Origin of the sequence: Paraburkholderia sp. JPY465, from assembly GCF_050436725.1 — a bacterium.
GTDB classification, from domain to species: domain Bacteria; phylum Pseudomonadota; class Gammaproteobacteria; order Burkholderiales; family Burkholderiaceae; genus Paraburkholderia; species Paraburkholderia youngii.
Genome location: NZ_JBNDMT010000006.1, coordinates 310,856 through 328,786 on the forward strand (window position 1 = coordinate 310,856; position 17,931 = coordinate 328,786).

The 17,931-nt window shown below is 62.0% G+C and carries 14 protein-coding genes and 1 pseudogene; 9 read left to right on the top strand and 6 right to left on the bottom strand.

The genetic code is table 11. The features are described from left to right. Positions 1–10: 10 nt before the first annotated feature. Positions 11–349: a P-II family nitrogen regulator gene (locus tag QFZ94_RS34660; protein WP_368583888.1), complete on the bottom strand. Its 339-nt coding sequence runs from the start codon at positions 347–349 to the stop codon at positions 11–13. A gap of 392 nt (positions 350–741) precedes the next feature. Here QFZ94_RS34660 and QFZ94_RS34665 point away from each other — a divergent pair. Further along, positions 742–1,005 (top strand): annotated as a pseudogene (locus tag QFZ94_RS34665) (VOC family protein); the annotation flags it as partial. Between the two features lie 146 nt (positions 1,006–1,151). On the opposite strand, the gene QFZ94_RS34670 reads toward QFZ94_RS34665, so the two are convergent. Further along, positions 1,152–2,279, bottom strand: a complete 1,128-nt coding sequence (locus tag QFZ94_RS34670) for an aminotransferase class V-fold PLP-dependent enzyme (RefSeq protein WP_429462577.1) — start codon at positions 2,277–2,279, stop codon at positions 1,152–1,154. Between the two features lie 130 nt (positions 2,280–2,409). Beyond that, a complete protein-coding gene (locus QFZ94_RS34675) occupies positions 2,410–2,919 on the bottom strand; it encodes a DUF1269 domain-containing protein (RefSeq protein ID WP_429462579.1) in 510 nt (169 codons plus the stop codon). Positions 2,920–3,163: 244 nt separating this feature from the next. On the opposite strand from QFZ94_RS34675, the gene QFZ94_RS34680 reads away from it, so the two are divergent. The 4 genes from QFZ94_RS34680 (at position 3,164) to QFZ94_RS34695 (ending at position 9,783) form a co-directional block, all read left to right on the top strand. Beyond that, positions 3,164–3,826, top strand: a complete 663-nt coding sequence (locus tag QFZ94_RS34680) for a dihydrofolate reductase family protein (protein ID WP_429462581.1) — start codon at positions 3,164–3,166, stop codon at positions 3,824–3,826. Between the two features lie 49 nt (positions 3,827–3,875). Then, on the top strand, positions 3,876–4,823 hold the full coding sequence (locus tag QFZ94_RS34685) for a pseudouridine-5'-phosphate glycosidase (protein ID WP_429462583.1): 948 nt from the start codon (positions 3,876–3,878) through the stop codon (positions 4,821–4,823). A 50-nt stretch (positions 4,824–4,873) separates the two neighbouring features. Then, a complete protein-coding gene (locus QFZ94_RS34690; RefSeq protein WP_429462585.1) occupies positions 4,874–8,179 on the top strand; it encodes an adenylate/guanylate cyclase domain-containing protein in 3,306 nt (1,101 codons plus the stop codon). Positions 8,180–8,274: 95 nt separating this feature from the next. Beyond that, complete coding sequence (locus tag QFZ94_RS34695) at positions 8,275–9,783, top strand: pyridoxal phosphate-dependent decarboxylase family protein (protein ID WP_429462587.1); 1,509 nt, start codon at positions 8,275–8,277, stop codon at positions 9,781–9,783. A gap of 52 nt (positions 9,784–9,835) precedes the next feature. Here QFZ94_RS34695 and QFZ94_RS34700 read toward each other — a convergent pair whose 3' ends face one another. Then, a complete protein-coding gene (locus tag QFZ94_RS34700) occupies positions 9,836–10,984 on the bottom strand; it encodes a helix-turn-helix transcriptional regulator (RefSeq protein WP_429462589.1) in 1,149 nt (382 codons plus the stop codon). 511 nt (positions 10,985–11,495) lie between these two features. Here QFZ94_RS34700 and QFZ94_RS34705 point away from each other — a divergent pair. Together QFZ94_RS34705 and QFZ94_RS34710 are read left to right on the top strand one after the other, a co-directional pair. Continuing rightward, a complete protein-coding gene (locus QFZ94_RS34705; protein ID WP_410850052.1) occupies positions 11,496–11,756 on the top strand; it encodes a hypothetical protein in 261 nt (86 codons plus the stop codon). Positions 11,757–12,298: 542 nt separating this feature from the next. Continuing rightward, positions 12,299–12,709: a BON domain-containing protein gene (locus QFZ94_RS34710; RefSeq protein WP_429462593.1), complete on the top strand. Its 411-nt coding sequence runs from the start codon at positions 12,299–12,301 to the stop codon at positions 12,707–12,709. Positions 12,710–12,783: 74 nt separating this feature from the next. On the opposite strand, the gene QFZ94_RS34715 is transcribed toward QFZ94_RS34710, so the two are convergent. Continuing rightward, on the bottom strand, positions 12,784–13,221 hold the full coding sequence (locus QFZ94_RS34715) for a nucleotide triphosphate diphosphatase NUDT15 (RefSeq protein WP_368583898.1): 438 nt from the start codon (positions 13,219–13,221) through the stop codon (positions 12,784–12,786). 140 nt (positions 13,222–13,361) lie between these two features. Next, positions 13,362–15,842: a GcvT family protein gene (locus QFZ94_RS34720; RefSeq protein WP_429462595.1), complete on the bottom strand. Its 2,481-nt coding sequence runs from the start codon at positions 15,840–15,842 to the stop codon at positions 13,362–13,364. 356 nt (positions 15,843–16,198) lie between these two features. On the opposite strand from QFZ94_RS34720, the gene QFZ94_RS34725 reads away from it, so the two are divergent. Beyond that, complete coding sequence (locus QFZ94_RS34725; protein ID WP_429462597.1) at positions 16,199–17,119, top strand: DeoR/GlpR family DNA-binding transcription regulator; 921 nt, start codon at positions 16,199–16,201, stop codon at positions 17,117–17,119. Beyond that, positions 17,109–17,930: a DeoR/GlpR family DNA-binding transcription regulator gene (locus QFZ94_RS34730; protein WP_410850057.1), complete on the top strand. Its 822-nt coding sequence runs from the start codon at positions 17,109–17,111 to the stop codon at positions 17,928–17,930. The genes QFZ94_RS34725 and QFZ94_RS34730 overlap by 11 nt, the downstream gene beginning before the upstream one ends. Position 17,931: the final 1 nt, after the last annotated feature.

The following is a 17,931-nucleotide window of genomic DNA, read 5'->3' on the forward strand; positions in this document are numbered from 1 at the left end:
CCGAATGTCTTTATAGGGCGTCGGCGCCGGTCTCGCCGGTGCGGATCCGGATCACCTGCTCGATCGGCGTCACGAAGATCTTCCCGTCACCAATCTTGCCCGTACGCGCCGCACGCTCGATCGCTTCGATAGCCTGATCGACGATGTCATCCGGGACGGCGACCTCGATCTTCACTTTCGGCAGGAAATCGACGACGTACTCCGCGCCCCGATACATCTCGGTGTGGCCCTTCTGACGCCCAAAGCCCTTGACCTCCGTCACCGTGATTCCAGAGACGCCAAGCGATGACAAGGCTTCACGAGCCTCATCAAGCTTGAATGGCTTGATGACCGCAGTTATTAGTTTCAATTTGCCTCTCCGTTGATCGCCCATCCCGATGCTGGCCTACGATGACCGTGGCTCAGCGCGCGGGGACGTTCAAAGCAACTGTCATGCCATTTGCACGAACGGTATTGGAGCGGGAGAGTTATCGGAGGCGCCGCGCGTTGGGTTTTACGGCGATCAGATGGATGTTGAGAGGAACGGAGCAGGATTGGGTGGCGGGACCGTCAGAAGGCTTCTTCGCCGAATGCGGCATGTACCCAGGCACCATGTGCGAGCGCGCTTTCCTTAGTCCGCCCAAGATGGGGCATGCGTGCACGGTTCTGTCGCTCGCTATTACAGATTCATTAATCGAAGCTTCCAGGTTTCCACTCGCAGGCCCGGCACTCGCGAACGCCTAAAGGGCCGAGGATGGCTGTGGTATGGCTCGACCGCTTTTCCTTATCCGCACGCCCTATGATGGCAACTCAGCAGAACACGGAAACGGCCAGATGGTCGCATTGCTTGCGCCTGATCGTCGTTCAGTCGACAGCGCATACGCTACCGCGTTGGCAAACACAGATTCTTGCGAAGGCCCTCCCGGTTTGCGCGCGCACTATCACCCGAACTATTACGGCGCGTATTTCCGCGACCCAGAGGGAAACAGGATTTGCGTGTGTTGTCACGATCCAGTGACTCAGTAGAAATCACAAAATCTCCTACTCGGTGAAAGCAAGTGGTATAGCGGCGGAGCCGATCATCTACAACTACGTTCGCAGCTATAGCTCAGGCATTGGAGTGCGCATAGCTATTCCGGCAGAGCCATGCGCACATGCTTTGGAAACACGCGCTAGAGAATACTGTCCAGCGCCTTGGCGAACCTGGCGACCGAACCTTCGACGTCATGCAGTTTGTCCAGGCCGAATAATCCTACGCGGAAGGTTTTGAAGTCGTCAGGCTCGTCACATTGAAGAGGAACACCGGCCGCGATCTGCAAACCGGCATCGGCGAATTTCCTGCCGGATCGTATGCCGTCATCGTCCGTATAGCAGACCACGACGCCCGGAGCCTGAAAACCTTCGGCCGCCACGCTTTTGAAGCCTTTGTCGCTCAGTAGTGAGCGAATGCGCTTGCCGAGTTCGAGCTGCTCTGCCCTCACTTTGTCGAGGCCATATGCTTCGGTTTCCTTCATGACGTCGCGCAGCGTCGCGAGACTGTCCGTCGGCATCGTGGCGTGGTACGCGAACCCGCCGTTCTCGTACGCTTCCATGATCTGCAGCCACTTGCGAAGATCACAAGCGAAGCTGGTGCTGGTCGTCGCGTCGATTCGTTCGCGGGCGAGCGGGCTGAGCATGACCATGGCGCAGCAAGGTGACGCGCTCCATCCTTTTTGCGGTGCGCTGATCAGGACATCGATGCCACTCGCCTGCATGTCCACCCAGATCGTGCCGGAGGCGATGCAATCGAGAATGAACATGCCGCCGACCGCATGCACGGCGTCGGACACCGCGCGCATATAGGCATCGGGCAGCATCACCCCGGATGCGGTTTCGACATGCGGCGCAAACACCAGGTCCGGCTTGTGTTCCTTGATCGCAGCGACCACTTCTTCGATCGGAGCCGGGGCATAGGCGGCCTGCCTTCCCTCGCCGACCGGGCGCGCCTTCAACACGATCGATTCAGACGGAATGCCGCCCATGTCGAAAATCTGCGACCAGCGGTAACTGAACCAGCCATTGCGGATGACCAGACACTTCCTGTTCGTCGCGAACTGCCGGGCGACGGCTTCCATGCCGAACGTCCCGCTGCCGGGGACGATCACGGTCGACTTCGCGTTGTAGACTTTTTTCAGGGAGGCGGAAATATCGCGTACGACGCCTTGAAAGAGCTCCGACATATGATTGATTGATCGGTCGGTGTACACGACCGAATATTCGAGGAGTCCCTCGCGGTCGACATCGGGAAGTAAACCTGGCACGTTCGCCTCCAGTAATTGACGAGTAAAAGAATCGAAAACAGATTCTAACGAAAGCTGCCCGCGACGGCATCGGCCGGGACGCCTCTGTTACCCATCCGGCTGACGCCGATGGCCTCGTCTCAGCCGCTTCTCACGGGAAGATCGGCGTCGTGGGCTCCGCGCCCTCCAGATCGGCCTTCGGTACATGCTGCGCGACCATCTGCTCGATCTCCTGTTCGCGCGATCCAGGCACGTCGGCCATGATCAGGAGCTGGCCGTCACGTATCGCGCCCCGAAAGCGCTCGAGTTGTGCGTTCGGTTCGCCGACGCCGATCATCGCGGCCGTCCAGGCCCCGAAGCCGGCACCCGCCAACGTCAATGCGACGACGGCTCCGCCCGCAATGGCGAGCTCCGCGGGAGGAAACGCCAGCGCCACGAGGCCAACGAGCGCTCCGGTCGCACCGCCGAGCGCCACGCCGCGTTCGAGCGAGTGCACGACATCGCTGCTTTGCAGCAAAGTTGCCTCGGGTAACTCTTCGAGTGCGACGCTGTGATTCGCGAGAACATGGATATGCCGCCATGTGATTCGCGAGCGCAGCAAGTCGTCTACGATCGCCTTCGCCGTCGTCGTGTCGGGTGCGAGGAAATAAAGACGTCTCATCTCGATCCTCCCATCAATCAAGGCGTCCGCCAACGGGACGATGCTGTTTATCGTACGCCTGACGCAGGCGATACTGTGGGCGGATGATCACTGCTGTATGCCAACCTACAAATCCAGAAAATTCTCTTGAACACGTATGGTTAAGCATAAATCTGCTGCCAGACTATTTCGCGTAGTTCCGCAAATCATGCAGATCTACGGTCCACAGTCCACATTACGTTAGGCGTCCAATCGGAGGGAAACGATGACACGCGTTCGCGTTCAGGGCTTCACCATCTCGCTCGACGGATACGGTGCAGGTCCGAATCAGGACATCAATAATCCGCTCGGCATTGGCGGGACGGAATTGCATCAGTGGCTAGTCCCAACCCGCACTTTCCAGCGAGCCTTGTTCGGCAAGGACAACGGTACGACGGGGGTTAACGATGATTTCGCCGCCCGCGGCTTTCAGAATGTCGGGGCCTGGATTCTTGGCAGGAACATGTTCGGCCCCATTCGTGGGGAATGGCCGGACACAAGCTGGAAAGGCTGGTGGGGAGACAGTCCGCCGTATCACGTCCCGGTCTTCGTCCTGACCCATCATCCGCGTGCCCCCATCGAGATGGCGGGCGGCACGACGTTCCACTTCGTCACAGGGGGCATTCGCGAGGCGCTCGACCGTGCACGCGAGGCCGCTGCCGGAATGGACGTGCGGATCGGCGGTGGGCCGCAGACGATCCGGCAGAATCTCCGCGAGGGCCTCATTGACGAACTGCACATTGCTATCGCGCCGGTCCTGCTCGGCCGGGGAGAATCGCTGTTCGAAGGGGTCGACTTGCGGGCTCTGGGATACGAATGCGTTGAATTCGTAGCGTCGGAGAAAGCGGCCCATGTCATTTTAAGGCGCCAGGGACACACGGACACCTAACCCGGTCTTGTCCCGCATACTTCGATGAATCGCCCCCGAAAGGATCGACATGGATGCCAACCTTGCACGCTCCTGGTTGACCTGGAGCGCGCCTGCCGCCGCTGCGCAGGCCGCCGGCCGCCCGCTCGTGGCGCTGGAATCGACCATCATCGCCCATGGCATGCCCTACCCGGAGAACGTTCGCACCGCGCGCGAAGTGGAGGCCTTGATCCGTGACGCGGGCGCCGAACCGGCGACGATCGCGCTGATCGGCGGTCGAATCCGCATCGGTCTTTCAGACGACGAACTGGAAATGATCGGCCATTCCGACCACGTGCATAAGGTCAGCCGCCGCGACCTTCCGGCCGTCCTCGCTGGCGGCGGCCTGGGCGCCACGACCGTGGCTGGCACGATGATCTGCGCGGCGTTGGCCGGCATCGAGGTCTTCGTCACCGGAGGCATCGGCGGCGTACACCGAGGTGCACAGGAGACCTTCGACATCTCGGCCGACCTGCAGGAACTCGCGAAGACCTCGGTCGCGGTGATCTGCGCCGGTGCGAAGTCCATCCTGGACATCGGGCTCACGCTGGAATATCTGGAAACCCACGGCGTGCCGGTGCTCAGTTGCGAACAGGACAATTTTGCGGCGTTCTACACGCGTGACAGCGGCTTTCGCGTGGACTTCAGGCTGGACGACGCGGCGGAGCAGGCACGTTTCATCCGCACCAAGTGGGACCTCGGCCTCGACGGCGGTGTGGTGTTGAGCACGCCAGTGCCGGAAGCGGCAGCGATGTCGTCCGAAGAGATCGACGCGCTGACCCAGCAGGCGCTCGACGAGGCCGCTGCGCAAGGAATCACCGGTAAGGCGGTGACCCCCTTCCTGCTGGCGCGCATCAAAGCGTTGACAGGCGGGCGCAGCCTCGCGACAAACATCGCGCTCGTAAAGCACAATGCCGAGGTCGGCGCAAAGCTGGCGCTCGCGTTGGCACGCTCGAACCGCGGGTCGGGCGCGGTGTAACCGCGTGCTATCTTTGACGAATTCGAAACCTTCCTGTCAGGACGGTGCTCGTGGACGTCGCCGTATGGCTGCACAGCCTCGGAATGGAGCGGTATGAACCGGTGTTTCGCGAGAACGCCATCGACGCCGACGTGCTCCGCAATCTCACCGCCGACGATCTGAAAGAACTGGGTATAGCGTCGGTAGGTCATCGCCGCAAACTGCTCGCCGCGTTGAGTGAATTGCGGGCGCAAACCGAACCCCGGCACAGCGCCGCGAGCCCAGCCGAGGCGAAGGGCGAACGACGGCAAGTCGCCGTCCTTTTCGCCGATCTCGCCGGCTTCACGCAGATGAGCCGTGAAGTCGACGCGGAGGAAGTACTCGCCGTGCTCGAACGCTACTTCGAGCAGGCTGACCGCACCATCGAGCAGCACGGCGGGCACGTCGACAAGCATGTCGGCGATTGCGTGATGGCCGTATTCGGCGCGCCGGTCTCGCATGGAAACGATGTCGAACGCGCCGTGCGGGCGGCACTCGCGATCAGGGACGGAATGCCCGGCCTATCGCGTTCTCTCGGCCGCTCCATCTCCGTGCATATCGGCATAGCCGGCGGCGAAGTCGTCGCAAGCGGCACCGGCAGCGTGACTCACCGCGAATACACCGTCACCGGCGACACGGTCAACCTCGCCTCGCGTCTCACGGATGCGGCCGAGGCCGGGCAGATCCTGATATCGGAAACCGTGCGGCGCCCGCTGGCTGACCGCCTCGACTGCGCCGAACGCGGCGCGTTGTCGGTCAAAGGCTTCGCGGAAGCGGTCACGGCGTGGTCTATTGCCGCCCTGCTGCGCTCACGCCCGGGCCGGCCGTTGGTCGGCCGGCATCGTGAGATGCAACAGTTTCGAACCGTGCTCGATTCGTGCCGTGAGACCGCGGCCGGACGCACCGTACTGCTGCGCGGTGAGGCCGGAATCGGCAAAACACGGCTGGTCGAGGAATTCGAACGCGCGGCACGGGAGTCAGGATTCCTTTCTCATACGGGCCTCGTGCTCGACTTCGGTGCGTCAACCGGACGTGGCGCAATTCAGTCTCTCGTGCGCGGCCTGTTGGCACCCGACGGTTCAACTAATCGAGATACGAGTGCCACCGGCGTCGAACACGCGCTCGATGCCGGTTTGATCGACGCTGGAGACGCGCTGTTTCTCGAAGATCTGGTCGATGTGCCGATGGGGTTCGAGGATCGGGCGGTCTACGAAGCCATGGACAACGAAATGCGCGTTCGCGGCCGGCGCAACGCCCTCACCCGGCTCGTCCAGCGCGCGAGCCGCCAGCGGCCTCGGGTACTGGTCGTCGAGGATATTCACTGGTCGGACGAATCGACGCTCCGCGACCTCGCCGGACTGTCGGCAACGATGGCGCAATGTCCGGCCGTACTCGTGCTGACCGCGCGGACGCACGGCGATTCGAGCGAGGAGCCATGGCGCGCGGCGATCGGCGAGCCGTATTCGCTGATCGATCTGGGTCCGCTGAGCACCGGCGACGCGCAAGCGATGGCCAGATCGTTCCCCGGGGCGCAGGCGGATCTGGCGGGACGCTGCATCGCACGGGCGGCCGGCAATCCGCTGTTTCTCGAGCAGTTGCTGAACGATGCGCAAGACGGTCAAGGGACAGGCGTGCCGGGGTCGGTGCGAAGCCTCGTACAGGCGCGACTGGATCGACTCGATCCGGCCAATAAGACAGTGCTGCAGGCTGCCTCGGTGCTCGGCCAGTTGTTTGAGAAGGATGCAGTCGATTTTCTCGTCGATGGCGACGGCGCTAGCGCCGATGCCGGTGTTGCGCTGGAACCGCTCGTGATCGGTCTGCTGTTACGACGTCAAGGCAGCGGATTCATCTTCCATCACGCACTCATTCGCGACGCCATTTATGACGGGCTGCTGAAAAGCCGCCGCCGCGATTTGCATCGACGCGCCGCACAGTGGTACGGCGAGCGCGACCTCGTGCTGCGGGCCGAACATCTCGATCGCGCGGGAGACCCCGGGGCAGCGCTCGCCTATTGCGACGCAGCGCGGGCGCAGGCGTCCGGCTACCACCATGAAACCGCGCTGCGGCTTGTCGAACGCGGGCTCGATCTCGCGGATCAACGTAGCGAGCGCGCCGCACTCGAGTGTCTGCGTGGCAACGTCCTGCATGACCTGGGTGACATGAAGTCGGCGCTCCATGCATTCGAAACCGCCCTCGAATTCGCGACGTCCGACGCGGAGCGTTGCCGCGCATGGATCGGGCGGGCGACTGTGAAGCGGATCATCGACGATCTCGACGGTGCATGGGCCGACCTCGATCATGCCGCCGAAGCCGCCCAAGGCCTTGCGCACGAACAGGCGCGCATTCACTTCCTGCGCGGCAATCTGTGTTTTCCGCGCGGCGATATCGACGGTTGCGTGCGTGAACACGGACGCAGCCTTGCCCTCGCGCGCGACGCGTGTGATCCGGAACAGGAGGCGGCCGCACTTGGCGGCCTTGGCGATGCAGAGTACATGCGCGGGCGGATGATCAGCGCCCACGAGGCCTTCAGCCGTTGCATCGAACTCTGTCAATGCCATGGCTTCGGACGCATCGAGGTTGCCAATCTGCCGATGCGGGCCATCACCACGTGGTTTACCGGCGAAGCCGCGAGCGCCCTCGACGCCGCCCTCGCCAGCGTCGCCGCGGCGCAGAAGGTGGGTCATCCCCGCGCGCTTGCCGTCGCACATCATGCGGCATGGCACTGCCTGCACGATCGCGCGGAGTGGGATCGCGCGTGGGAGCACGTGGCTCCTGCGCTACAGTGCGCGCGCGAGCTGAAATCGAGGCGCTTCGAAGGTGAAGCGCTTGCATTTAGCGCGGAAATGCATCGTGTCGCCGGCCGTCAGCGCGAAGCGCGCGCCGATATCGAAGCGGCGCTGTCGATCAGTCGCGAGACCGGCATGAACTACCTGGGCGCGGCTTATCTCGGCGTGCTCGCGCGCACGACGGACGACCCCGTGGTCTTCGCACAGGCGCTCGCGGAAGGCGAAGCTTTGCTCGCTGCCGGTGCGGTGAGCCACAACCACTTCCTCTTTCGACGCGATGCGATCGATGCATGCATCGACCGCGAACGCTGGGATGCGGCCGCGCATCATGCCGCGGCCCTTGAAGACTACGCGCGCCGCGAACCATCGCCCTTTTCTGCATTTTTCGTGGCGCGCGCACGGGCGCTCGTCTCTTATGGCACTGGCAATCGCGATCCCGCGTTGCTGAAGGAACTGCGGCGGCTACGGCAGGAGGGCGGCAGCCTGGGTTTCCTTTATGCGCTCCAGACGATCGACGCTGCGCTCGCGGACGAGGCGGATCGAGGACGATGAGTTCACCACTGGTGTGAAAGGCGTCCTTTGTTCGTCCTGTGTCTCGTGCTGGCGCTATTCTTGTTCGCTCAACATTGAATCCAACAGGTGCCGTGATGGATAAGAACGACGCAGCCGGTTTGCTCCCTATCCACGGCGTGCCGCGTGCCGAGGAAACCCTCGATCCCGACGATTGGACGGCGCTGCGCGCACTCTCGCACCGCATCGTCGACGATGCGATCGACTACCTGCGCGACGTCCGCAGCCGGCCAGTGTGGCAAAGCATGCCCGAAGACGCCAAGGCCTTGTTCGAGCAGCCGCTGCCACGCTCGGGAGCATCGGCGGAAAGCATCTATCACGAGCTTTGCGACAATTTGATGCCCTATCCACTGGGCAACGTGCATCCTCGCTTCTGGTCCTGGTACATGGGCGCAAGCAACTTCACCGGGGCACTGGGAGACTTCCTGGCGGCCATTCAGGGTTCTAACCTGGGCGGCGGCAATCATGCGGCGGCGTTGATGGATCAGCAGGTCGTCGACTGGTGCAAGGAGATGGTCGGCTTTCCCGCTTCGGCCAGCGGCACATTGGTCAGCGGCGGCTCAATGGCCAATATCATTGCGTTGACAGTGGCGCGCAACGCGAAGGCTGGAATCGACGTGCGGGAGCATGGTGTCGCCGCCATCGAGCGGCCGTTGCGGTTTTATGGCTCCGATCAGATGCATAGCTGCCATCGTAAGGCGATGGAGTCGCTCGGCCTGGGAAATACGGCGTTGCGGCGGATTCCGACCGATGGGGCGTTGAGAATCGACGTTGCCGCTCTGCGGAATGCGATCGCAGAGGACCGGGCCGCGGGGTTTCAGCCTGCGTGCGTGATCGCAACGGCAGGGACCGTCAATACCGGCGCGATCGACGATCTGATCGCGCTGGCCGATTTGGCCGCTGAAGAGGACGTCTGGCTACACGTCGACGGATGCATCGGCGCGCTGATAGCGATCGCGCCCGACAATGCACATCGCGTTGCGGGCATCGCACGCGCTGATTCGATCGCCCTCGATCCTCACAAGTGGTTGCACGCCCCGTTTGAGGTCGGCTGCGCGCTCGTTCGCGACGCCGCTGCGCATCGTGGCGCATTCGCGCTGACTCCGGAATATCTGCAACCGACACCGCGTGGCATCGCTTCGGCTCCGTGGTTATACGAGTATGGATTGCAGACGTCCAGAGGTTTCCGTGCGCTGAAAGTGTGGATGGCTCTGAAAGAGCATGGTGTCGAGAAGTTCGGCCGTCTGATCGATCAAAACATCGCGCAGGGTCGCTACCTCAGTGAGCTCATCGTCTCTGAGCAACGCCTCGAGTTGGTCGTGCCGACCAACATCAACATCGTATGCTTCAGATATCGGCCAGAGAAGGAAATGGAAGAGGAAGCGTTAAAGGCTCTCAACATCGAGATCATGTTGCAGCTTCAGGAGGCTGGTATCGCTGCGTTGTCCGATACGACGGTGCAAGGAGTACATTGCCTCAGGGTCGCGATATGCAATCACCGGACACGTCGGGACGACCTGGATCTGCTGGTCAAGGAAATCGTTCGACTCGGAGACCGGATTTTGCGTGGAAGTCGTAGCGATTGACTCCCGGTTCCTCGGCATCGTTCGGCCGTGAACCGCAGATGGCGGGCATTCTCTATTCGCGAAAGATATCCGTGCCACCACGCAGCAGGAGCGAGACCAACTGTGACTGGCGATGCGTTTGTGTTTTCCCCTCAATGTCCTTCAGATATTCTCGTGCGGTCTTAGATTTGATTCCCATGATCAACGCGGCTTCGTCAACATCATGCCCGCGCGCCAATAGTGCTGCGAACTCGGCCTCGCGCCGGGTGAGCCCGAATGTTTTCGCTACGTCCGACTGATTGACTGCAACGGGTCGCTCCGGATCGAAAATTAATAAAGCCGTGCAAACAAGTGGACTGATCCCACCCAAGGATTCAGGCGGCATCACCGGTATGGCGCGAACAATCAACGGTAATCGCGGAGATCGTCGAGAAACATAGCAGCGAGGCGCTGCACGCATCGTCAGGCGACTGATGGTCAGATGCGACCGGTCACCATTGATATCGATCACGCAAGCAATCGTGTCCCGCAAGCTTTTCGCGTCCGACAGAACAAGGGCAGATACTTCCTGATGGTTAATTATCAAACCATCGTGAGGTTCGCAAAGCGCCTCTGCATAGCGATTGACAAAGACGGGTTGGGCTTTCGAGTCCAGAAGCACGACGCCTATATTGAGGCGCATCAAAAGGTCGAATGCACCATTGGCGCGCAGATCAGCCGACACCATATGACTGCGCGCGTTCAACGCCGCGGCTAGGCGTGGCGCAATCATTGCGGCAGCCGAAAGATCGGCCTCGCCAAAGTCTATGGCACCGAGCTGTCTACCAGCCGAGAAATAAACCTGCTGCATATCGGTGCGGGAAACCGGCAGAACGAGCCCATAGAACATATTCGCGGGCTTGACTACCTCGTTATAGATGTGAGTGCGTTTGAACTCGGAGTCTGAGATTTCTGATGACTGTCGTCGCGGTGTTCCGACTGGAATATTTTTGATCCACTGCGGAAGGCGGTTTTGAAATTCGCGCTGAAGCCCTCGGGCAAAAACCGGCTCGAGCCCCGCCGACACTGAAAGCGCCGTCGCGCCTCTCTGGGTCGCGATTAAAAATCCCCAGTCCGCACCGATGGCCGTGACAATACTTGCCGCAGCCTCTTCCCACGCTTGCGGCGCTAGAACCGCTTCGTAGATACGCTGAATCGCCAAATGAATATTGTCTGTGCCCACAATCGCCTGATCCTTGCCACGAGAGGGATCACCTAACCTCGACGATTTCCAGTTTAAGCACGTCTCGACGCTTTAAAACGCCTTTGGGCGGCATTACGCCGCCAGAATCGATGGAAAATGTGGTCGAATATTCATCGTGTAACTACAACAAAATATCGTTCATCTCGTTGACGCAAATCATGATTCACTTTGGCGTCAATCATTCGTTACTCCCAAATGGGGGTATGCATGCGATACAAGCTGGTCAAAAATAGTTGGCGACATGGTTCGGAAAGCACGCATTTCCCTGTTACGTCGAGTTGAAAGACGCCGACGCTCAAGATCAACCGGCGTGACAAACGTTTCTCCTGGTAGCCGCAAGGCCCGCTTTTGCCGCCTGACCGTGGCGCCGAGATCACCCTATTTGATCGCTCGGCCGGAGTATAGCGATGCCCGTTGTTAGGGTTGCCGATTCGAAGTGACTTTTTATCTTTCCTGAATCGAACAGCCCAATATTGATTGGAGTCGAACCATGTTGCCATTTCTCTCGCTGCATGCACTTGCAGCGCAAAGCGGTGATGGGCTGCGTCCCGAACTTCTTGCTCTGTTCCTGCGCCACGCACAATCGGAAATCGGCCTCTGTGCCGACATTGAGCCGGACGAAACAGCGATTCCGTGCAAGCCGCCAGAGGCCCTGCAACGTGCCTCGGCAAATGAAGATATTCGTGAAGAGTGCCACGCGAAAAGCCCGGAAACCCCTCACTCTAGCGAGTGCGATGCGCGGGTAAATTAACCGTTGAGAACTGGCGGCGTCGCGATTCCATGGAATGCTTCAAGTCGCTTGAAACCGGGCGGCGCTTTAGGGTGCCTCCCGCTGTGTGCGGATGGCGACTGCGACGTTCGACAGCGTCACGATTCGCCCAAATGCCTGGCTGATTGCGACTCCCCGGTGGCAAAAAAAACCCAGATACACTGCTGCTGCCAGGCTCCTAAGAACACGTGCTCCTCCTGCTCAACCGCACGGCCGCCGGCGCCTTTACCACCTGAGGCCCAGCTTCGCGCAAACCGAATATTCACGCCCCGCCTATCAACCTGGCGCGTTGCTATCTGTTCCCTGTTCTGATTTCCGCGTAAGGCGTACTCTCTTGAACGTATGCGTCGGAATTGACGGCAGTGGACTACGTGGGTTTGCGTCACCGCCCTATTCCTTTTGTTGCCGGGCAGGACGCGTTCACGGAAATGCCACCAAATCGCTCAACCGCGCTACGAACGGCGGAGCCGCGCCCCATCTTTCTGTCTTGAACCGCAAGGTCGACAGAACTCAACGGAGGCAGCATGAATAAAAGCAATGCGAGCAGAATAATCGGCGCAACCTTAGTCGCGGCCATCGCGAGTGCCTCGGCCTATGCGAACGCGCAACCAGGTCTGAGCACGACGACCGACGTGGTCGCACAAAAGGTGGCGGCCTCGAGCTCACCGCCTCGACCCAAGCCGGATACTTCGATAGTTCGCGACGTTCGCCGTGCCCTCAGGCGCGTACCGGATATGGATGATTCAAAGATTCACATCAGGGCGAGCCACGGCGTCGTTACGCTCACCGGGACGGTGCCGGAAAGCTGGCAGATCTCGCGCGCCGCCAATGCGGCGAGATCAGTGCTCGGTGTCAAGTCGGTGAGGAACAGATTGACAGTGCGAGAAAGCGACGCAGCAACCATTGAGCAGCGTCCCACGGTATCGGCCGGATAGGTAGGCGATGCTCGACAGATCGACCGGATTGCGCTTTCCGTGCGGACCGGTCGCCTACGTCTACTGTCTCCCCCTTACGGCGATCCCGTTCCCTGCGCCCGAGAAAAATAGAGCTCGGTTGGTTCGAAGAGATTCGCCGGCAGAGCGTCTTCCGCGAACCATGACCATGCTTCGCATTTGTCCGGCTCCATACATATTGGCGTTCCTGTTGAATCGCCCTCGACGAACAAAGTGATATGCCGAAGCTTGCCGGACTCGATCCATCCCGTCCTCCAGGTTGTTGCCACCGGTTCCGTTAGCACCAGACCCGTCTCCTCGAGCAACTCGCGCGAAGCAGCGGCAAGCGGATCTTCACCCATGTCGACTTTGCCGCCGGGGAAGCCCCATGTGCCGTAGCCATATTCGCTACGGCGCAGACCCAGAAGATAACGGCCTTCGCGCTGAATCACCACGCCGACACCGAGCAAGGTTTCAGCCGCGTATGACGCGTCACCGTGACGAAAAGAATTCATTCGGCAAGTCTCCCATGCTACGCATCCGTTCCGACGCGGCGATCGATCGGTTGTCATCAAATCCATGAATCGTTTCGTGGACGCCGACACACAGGCTCTATCGCGGGACCGTTCAAGGTTTGGATCGAAGGACGTTGCATCTAGCTCTTCACGCGTTCGGATCGCGGATCGTACGGCGCCTTCAGATGCACGGTTGCCCTCACCTGTTCGCCCGCCACGTCGATCGTATAGCGGCCTTGCGTGAGCCACGCGGCATCCGCGGGACCATCGGCACGGTTCACGAAACCCATTGCGACCGGACATCGCATGGTATGCCCGAACGCGGCTGAGGTGACCGCCCCTACCGGCTCGCCGTCGCGCAGGATAGCTTCGCCACCCCACAGCATCAGATGCTCGACGCCGTCGGCTGTCAGGGTCACGAGACGCCGGCGCAGCGGCGCGTCGCGCAGACGCAGAAGCGCGTCGCGGCCGCGAAAATCAATGTCCTTGTCGAGCTTGCAGGCAAATGCGAGGCCCGCCTCGAACGGATTGCAATCCGGCGTCAGCTCGCGGCCCCAAGCCCGATAGCCTTTTTCGATCCGCAGCGATTCGATCGCGTAGTAACCGGCGTTGACGAGGCCGAACGGCTCGCCAGCCGCGTGCGAGGTCTCATAGACCCCGACCGCGAATTCGACCGGCACATACAACTCCCAGCCCAACTCACCGACGTAGGTGAGGCGCGTCGCCCGCACCGTCGCGTAGCCGATGTCGACTTCGCGGCTCTGGCCAACTGGGAACGCCTCGTTGCTCCAGTCCGCCTTCGACACGCTTTGCAACAGCGCGCGAGCGTGCGGCCCCATCACCGCGAGCACCGCGTACTGACTCGTGACATCGACCACCACGCAGTGGCGCTCGGGCGCAATCGCCTTCTCCAGATAATCGAGGTCGCGCGTTGCCTGCGCCGAGCCCGTCACGATCAGGTATTGGTCGTCGGCGACGCGGGTCAGCGTCACGTCCGATTCGTAGTTGCCGCGCTCGTTCAGCACGCCGGAATAGACGGTGGTGCCGGGCGGCACGGCGACGTCGTTCGCTACGATGCCTTGCAGCACCGCTTCGGCGTCGCGCCCCTTGACGAGCAGTTTCGCGAACGAACTCATGTCGAACAGGGCGACCCGTTCGCGGCACGCACGGTGCTCGGCGCCGCTCCACGGTAGCCAGTTCTGCTGGCCGAACGCGTAGTCGATGCGCACTTCTTCGGGGCTCGGTGCGAAAAAATTGGCGCGCTCCCAGCCCATCTTGCTGCCGAAGCACGCGCCGTCGTCGCGCAGCAGCGCATACAGGGGCGAACGCCCGAACGGCCGCGCCGAATCGAGCTCGCGGTTGGGCCACGGCATCGCGTAATGCAGGCCGAGCGTTTCCTTCACGCGATCGTGCAGCCACGTGTCGTTGCCATTGAAGCGCGCAAAGCGGCGGATGTCGACCGGCCACAAGTCCATGGTCGGCTCACCAGCGACGATCCATTCGGCGAGCGCCATGCCCGCGCCGCCCGCCGACGCGATGCCCATCGAATTGAAGCCGGCCGCCACGAAAAAGCGGCGCAGCTCCGGCGCCTCGCCAAGGATGAAGTTGTTGTCCGGCGTAAACGATTCGGGGCCGTTATAGAACTGCCTGACTTGCGCGGTTTCGAGCGCCGGCACGCGCACGAGCGCGTTTTGCATCAGGATCTCGAACTGATCCCAATCATCCGGCAGCAGTTGGAACTCGAAGTTCTCGGGGATGCCCGCCATGCCCCACGGCTTCGCGTTCGGCTCGAAGCCGCCCATCACGAGGCCGCCCACTTCCTCCTTGAAGTAGATGTAGCCGTCCGGATCGCGCATCACGGGCAGATCGCGGTGCACGCCGGCGATCGGCTCGGTGACGATGTAGTAGTGCTCGGCCGAATGCAGCGGCACCGTGACGCCGCACATCCGCCCGACCGCCTTGGCCCACTGGCCTGCGCAATTGACCACGATATCGGCGTGCAGCGTACCTTCGGCGCCGTCCTTGCGGCGCCAGGTGACGCCGCAGGCCTCGCGGCCCTGGCGCGCCGGCCGAGTCTGCACTGCGGTGATGCGAACGTTTTCGACGATACGTGCGCCGCGCATGCGTGCGCCGCGCGCGAGCGACTGCGTCAGATCGGTGGGATTCGCCTTGCCGTCGCCCGGAAGCCAGACCGCGCCGAGCAGATCGTCGGTGCGCATCACCGGCCACAGTTCGCCGGCCTCGCCCGGCCCAATGACTTCGCAGGCCACGCCATAGGCGCGGGCGACTGCCGCCGTGCGTTTCAGCTGGGTCATGCGCTCTGCGGTGCGCGCGACCGACAGCGAACCGCACTGCTTCCAGCCCGTGGCAAGGCCGGTCTCGGCCTCGAGTTCCGCGTAAAGCTTCGTCGAGTAGCGGATCAGCTTCGTCATGCTTTCCTGCGCCCGCAGCTGCCCGACGAGACCGGCCGCATGCCAGGTGGTGCCGCACGATAGCTGCCCCTGTTCGAGCAGCACGATGTCGGTCCAGCCGAGCTTGGTCAGGTGCCACGCAACCGAGCAACCGACGATGCCGCCGCCGATGATGACGACACGAGCGTGGCTTGGAATTTCCGTCGACACCGGGCGACCTCGCTTTTTTGGAAGTGTGTGGCAATGTGTGGAAAACGCTGTGGCCATAGACTGCAACAAAAAAACGCAAAAAACAACAAAAACCGGAAATCGCCGGGAGCAGCGGAGAGCGCGAACACGGTGAAAATTCGCCGAAAAGCCTTGAGTATTGGGCATTGTACGCAGGCCCGTAATCCGCGAGACACCTTCCCACCTCGCCTTTTTCGAGCTGGGGCCACGGGTATCCAACCGCAATAAAAATCCCGATCGACGAGGAAAGTTGTGTTATTTTGTGGCATCGTGACGGTCGAAACCCGTCACGCCGTTACGCGTCGCGCCCCTTTCTGTTTTTGTCACGCTGGCCGCTTATGTATCCGTTGCTACGTCGTGCCGAGATTTTGCGGATCGCCCAGTCACGGGGCACCACCTCGATCACCCAGCTCGCCGAGGCGCTCGCCGTATCGGACGAAACGATCCGCCGCACCGTCAAGCCGCTAATCGAGGAGGGCCTGCTCATCAAGGTGCACGGTGGTGTGATGCTGCCCAGCCATCTAGAGGAGTCGCCGTTCCGGCGGCGTATGCACGAGCACCGGGCGGAAAAGGAAATCGTCGCGCAGCAGATTTGCGAATTCGTGCAAGACGGCGACTCGCTGATCCTCGACAGCGGTACGACCTGCACTCACATCGCCCAGGCACTGCGCAGCCGCTCCCGCCTGACGGTGATCACCAACTCCGCCGCCATCGCCAGCCTGCTCGCGCAGCACAACGGCAATCGCGTGTTCATGGCGGGCGGCGAACTCTGCGCAGACGACGCCGCCGCGCTCGGCGAGCCCGTGCTCGCCTACATCCGGCAATTTCACGTCAAGTACGCAATCGTCTCGGTGACGGCCGTCGATCGCGCGGGACGCTTCATGGACGCACAGCCGTGGGATGTCGAGTTCGCGCGTGCCGCGTTCGGGCAGGCGCGGCAGCGGGTGGTCGTCGCCGTGCACGCCAAGTTCGAGCACAGCGCGCTGGTGCGCGCGATGAACGCCGACGAGATCGACGTGCTGGTCACCGATGCGCCGCTCGACGCGCACTATGCGCAGCTCTTCGCCGCGGCACGCGTCGAAGTGCGCTATCCGGGCAGCGCGGCCGCGCCGGTGATCGCCGCCCTCGCACGGGAGACGGAAGGCCCGGGCGAGGCAGCGCATCGATCGCATCCGCGCGGTCTGCCCGACGCAACTTGCCATTCATCCAGCGACGTCCTCGCCGACGATGCGCACGGAGAGCCACACCATGCTCGATAACCGCTCAGCCGGGCCCGTGCCCGCTTCATTGAACCCGAACCGCCGCCTCGCGATCGAGCGCATCGACTACATCGTGCAAAGCCTCGAGGCGAGCGGCTCGGTCAGCGTCGCCAACCTGTCGGCGACGCTCGGCGTGTCGCGCGAAACGATCCGCCGCGACCTGAAGATCCTCGCGGAGCAGGGCCGCGCGAATCTCGTGCACGGCGGCGCGGCGAAGCGCCCGGTCGCCGAACCGTCGTTGGCGAGCCGCGAAGCGGTCAACGCGCTGGGCAAGGCGGCGATTGGCGCCGCGGCCGCACGACTCGTCGCGGACGGCATGGTCGTGCTGATCGATTCGGGCTCGACCACGCTCGGTCTGGCCGAGGCGCTGCAGCATCATCGCGACCTGACCGTCATCACCAACAGCCTGCCGATCGCACTGATGCTGTGCCGCGCGCCTGGCGTGAAGGTCGTCGTGCTCGGCGGCGACATCGACCCGAACGACGAAGCCGCTATCGGCGTCGAGACGATGACCGCGCTCAGCCATTTCCGCGTCGATCTCGTGTTTGTCGGCGTGGGCGGCATCTCGCCCGAAGGCGAATTCACCGATTACTCGCGGCTCGCCGCCGAGCAACGCCATTTGATGATGAAGTCGGGCAAGAAGGTTTACGTGCTCGCGGACCACAGCAAGTTCGAACAGCAGACGCCCGTGCTGATCGCGCCCGTGCCGCACATCGCCGGACTGATCGTCGACGCCGAGCCGCCCGCGGGCATCGTGCGCGCCTGCGCCGAACAGCGCTGGGAAGTCATCATCGCCAATCGCCACAGCTAGC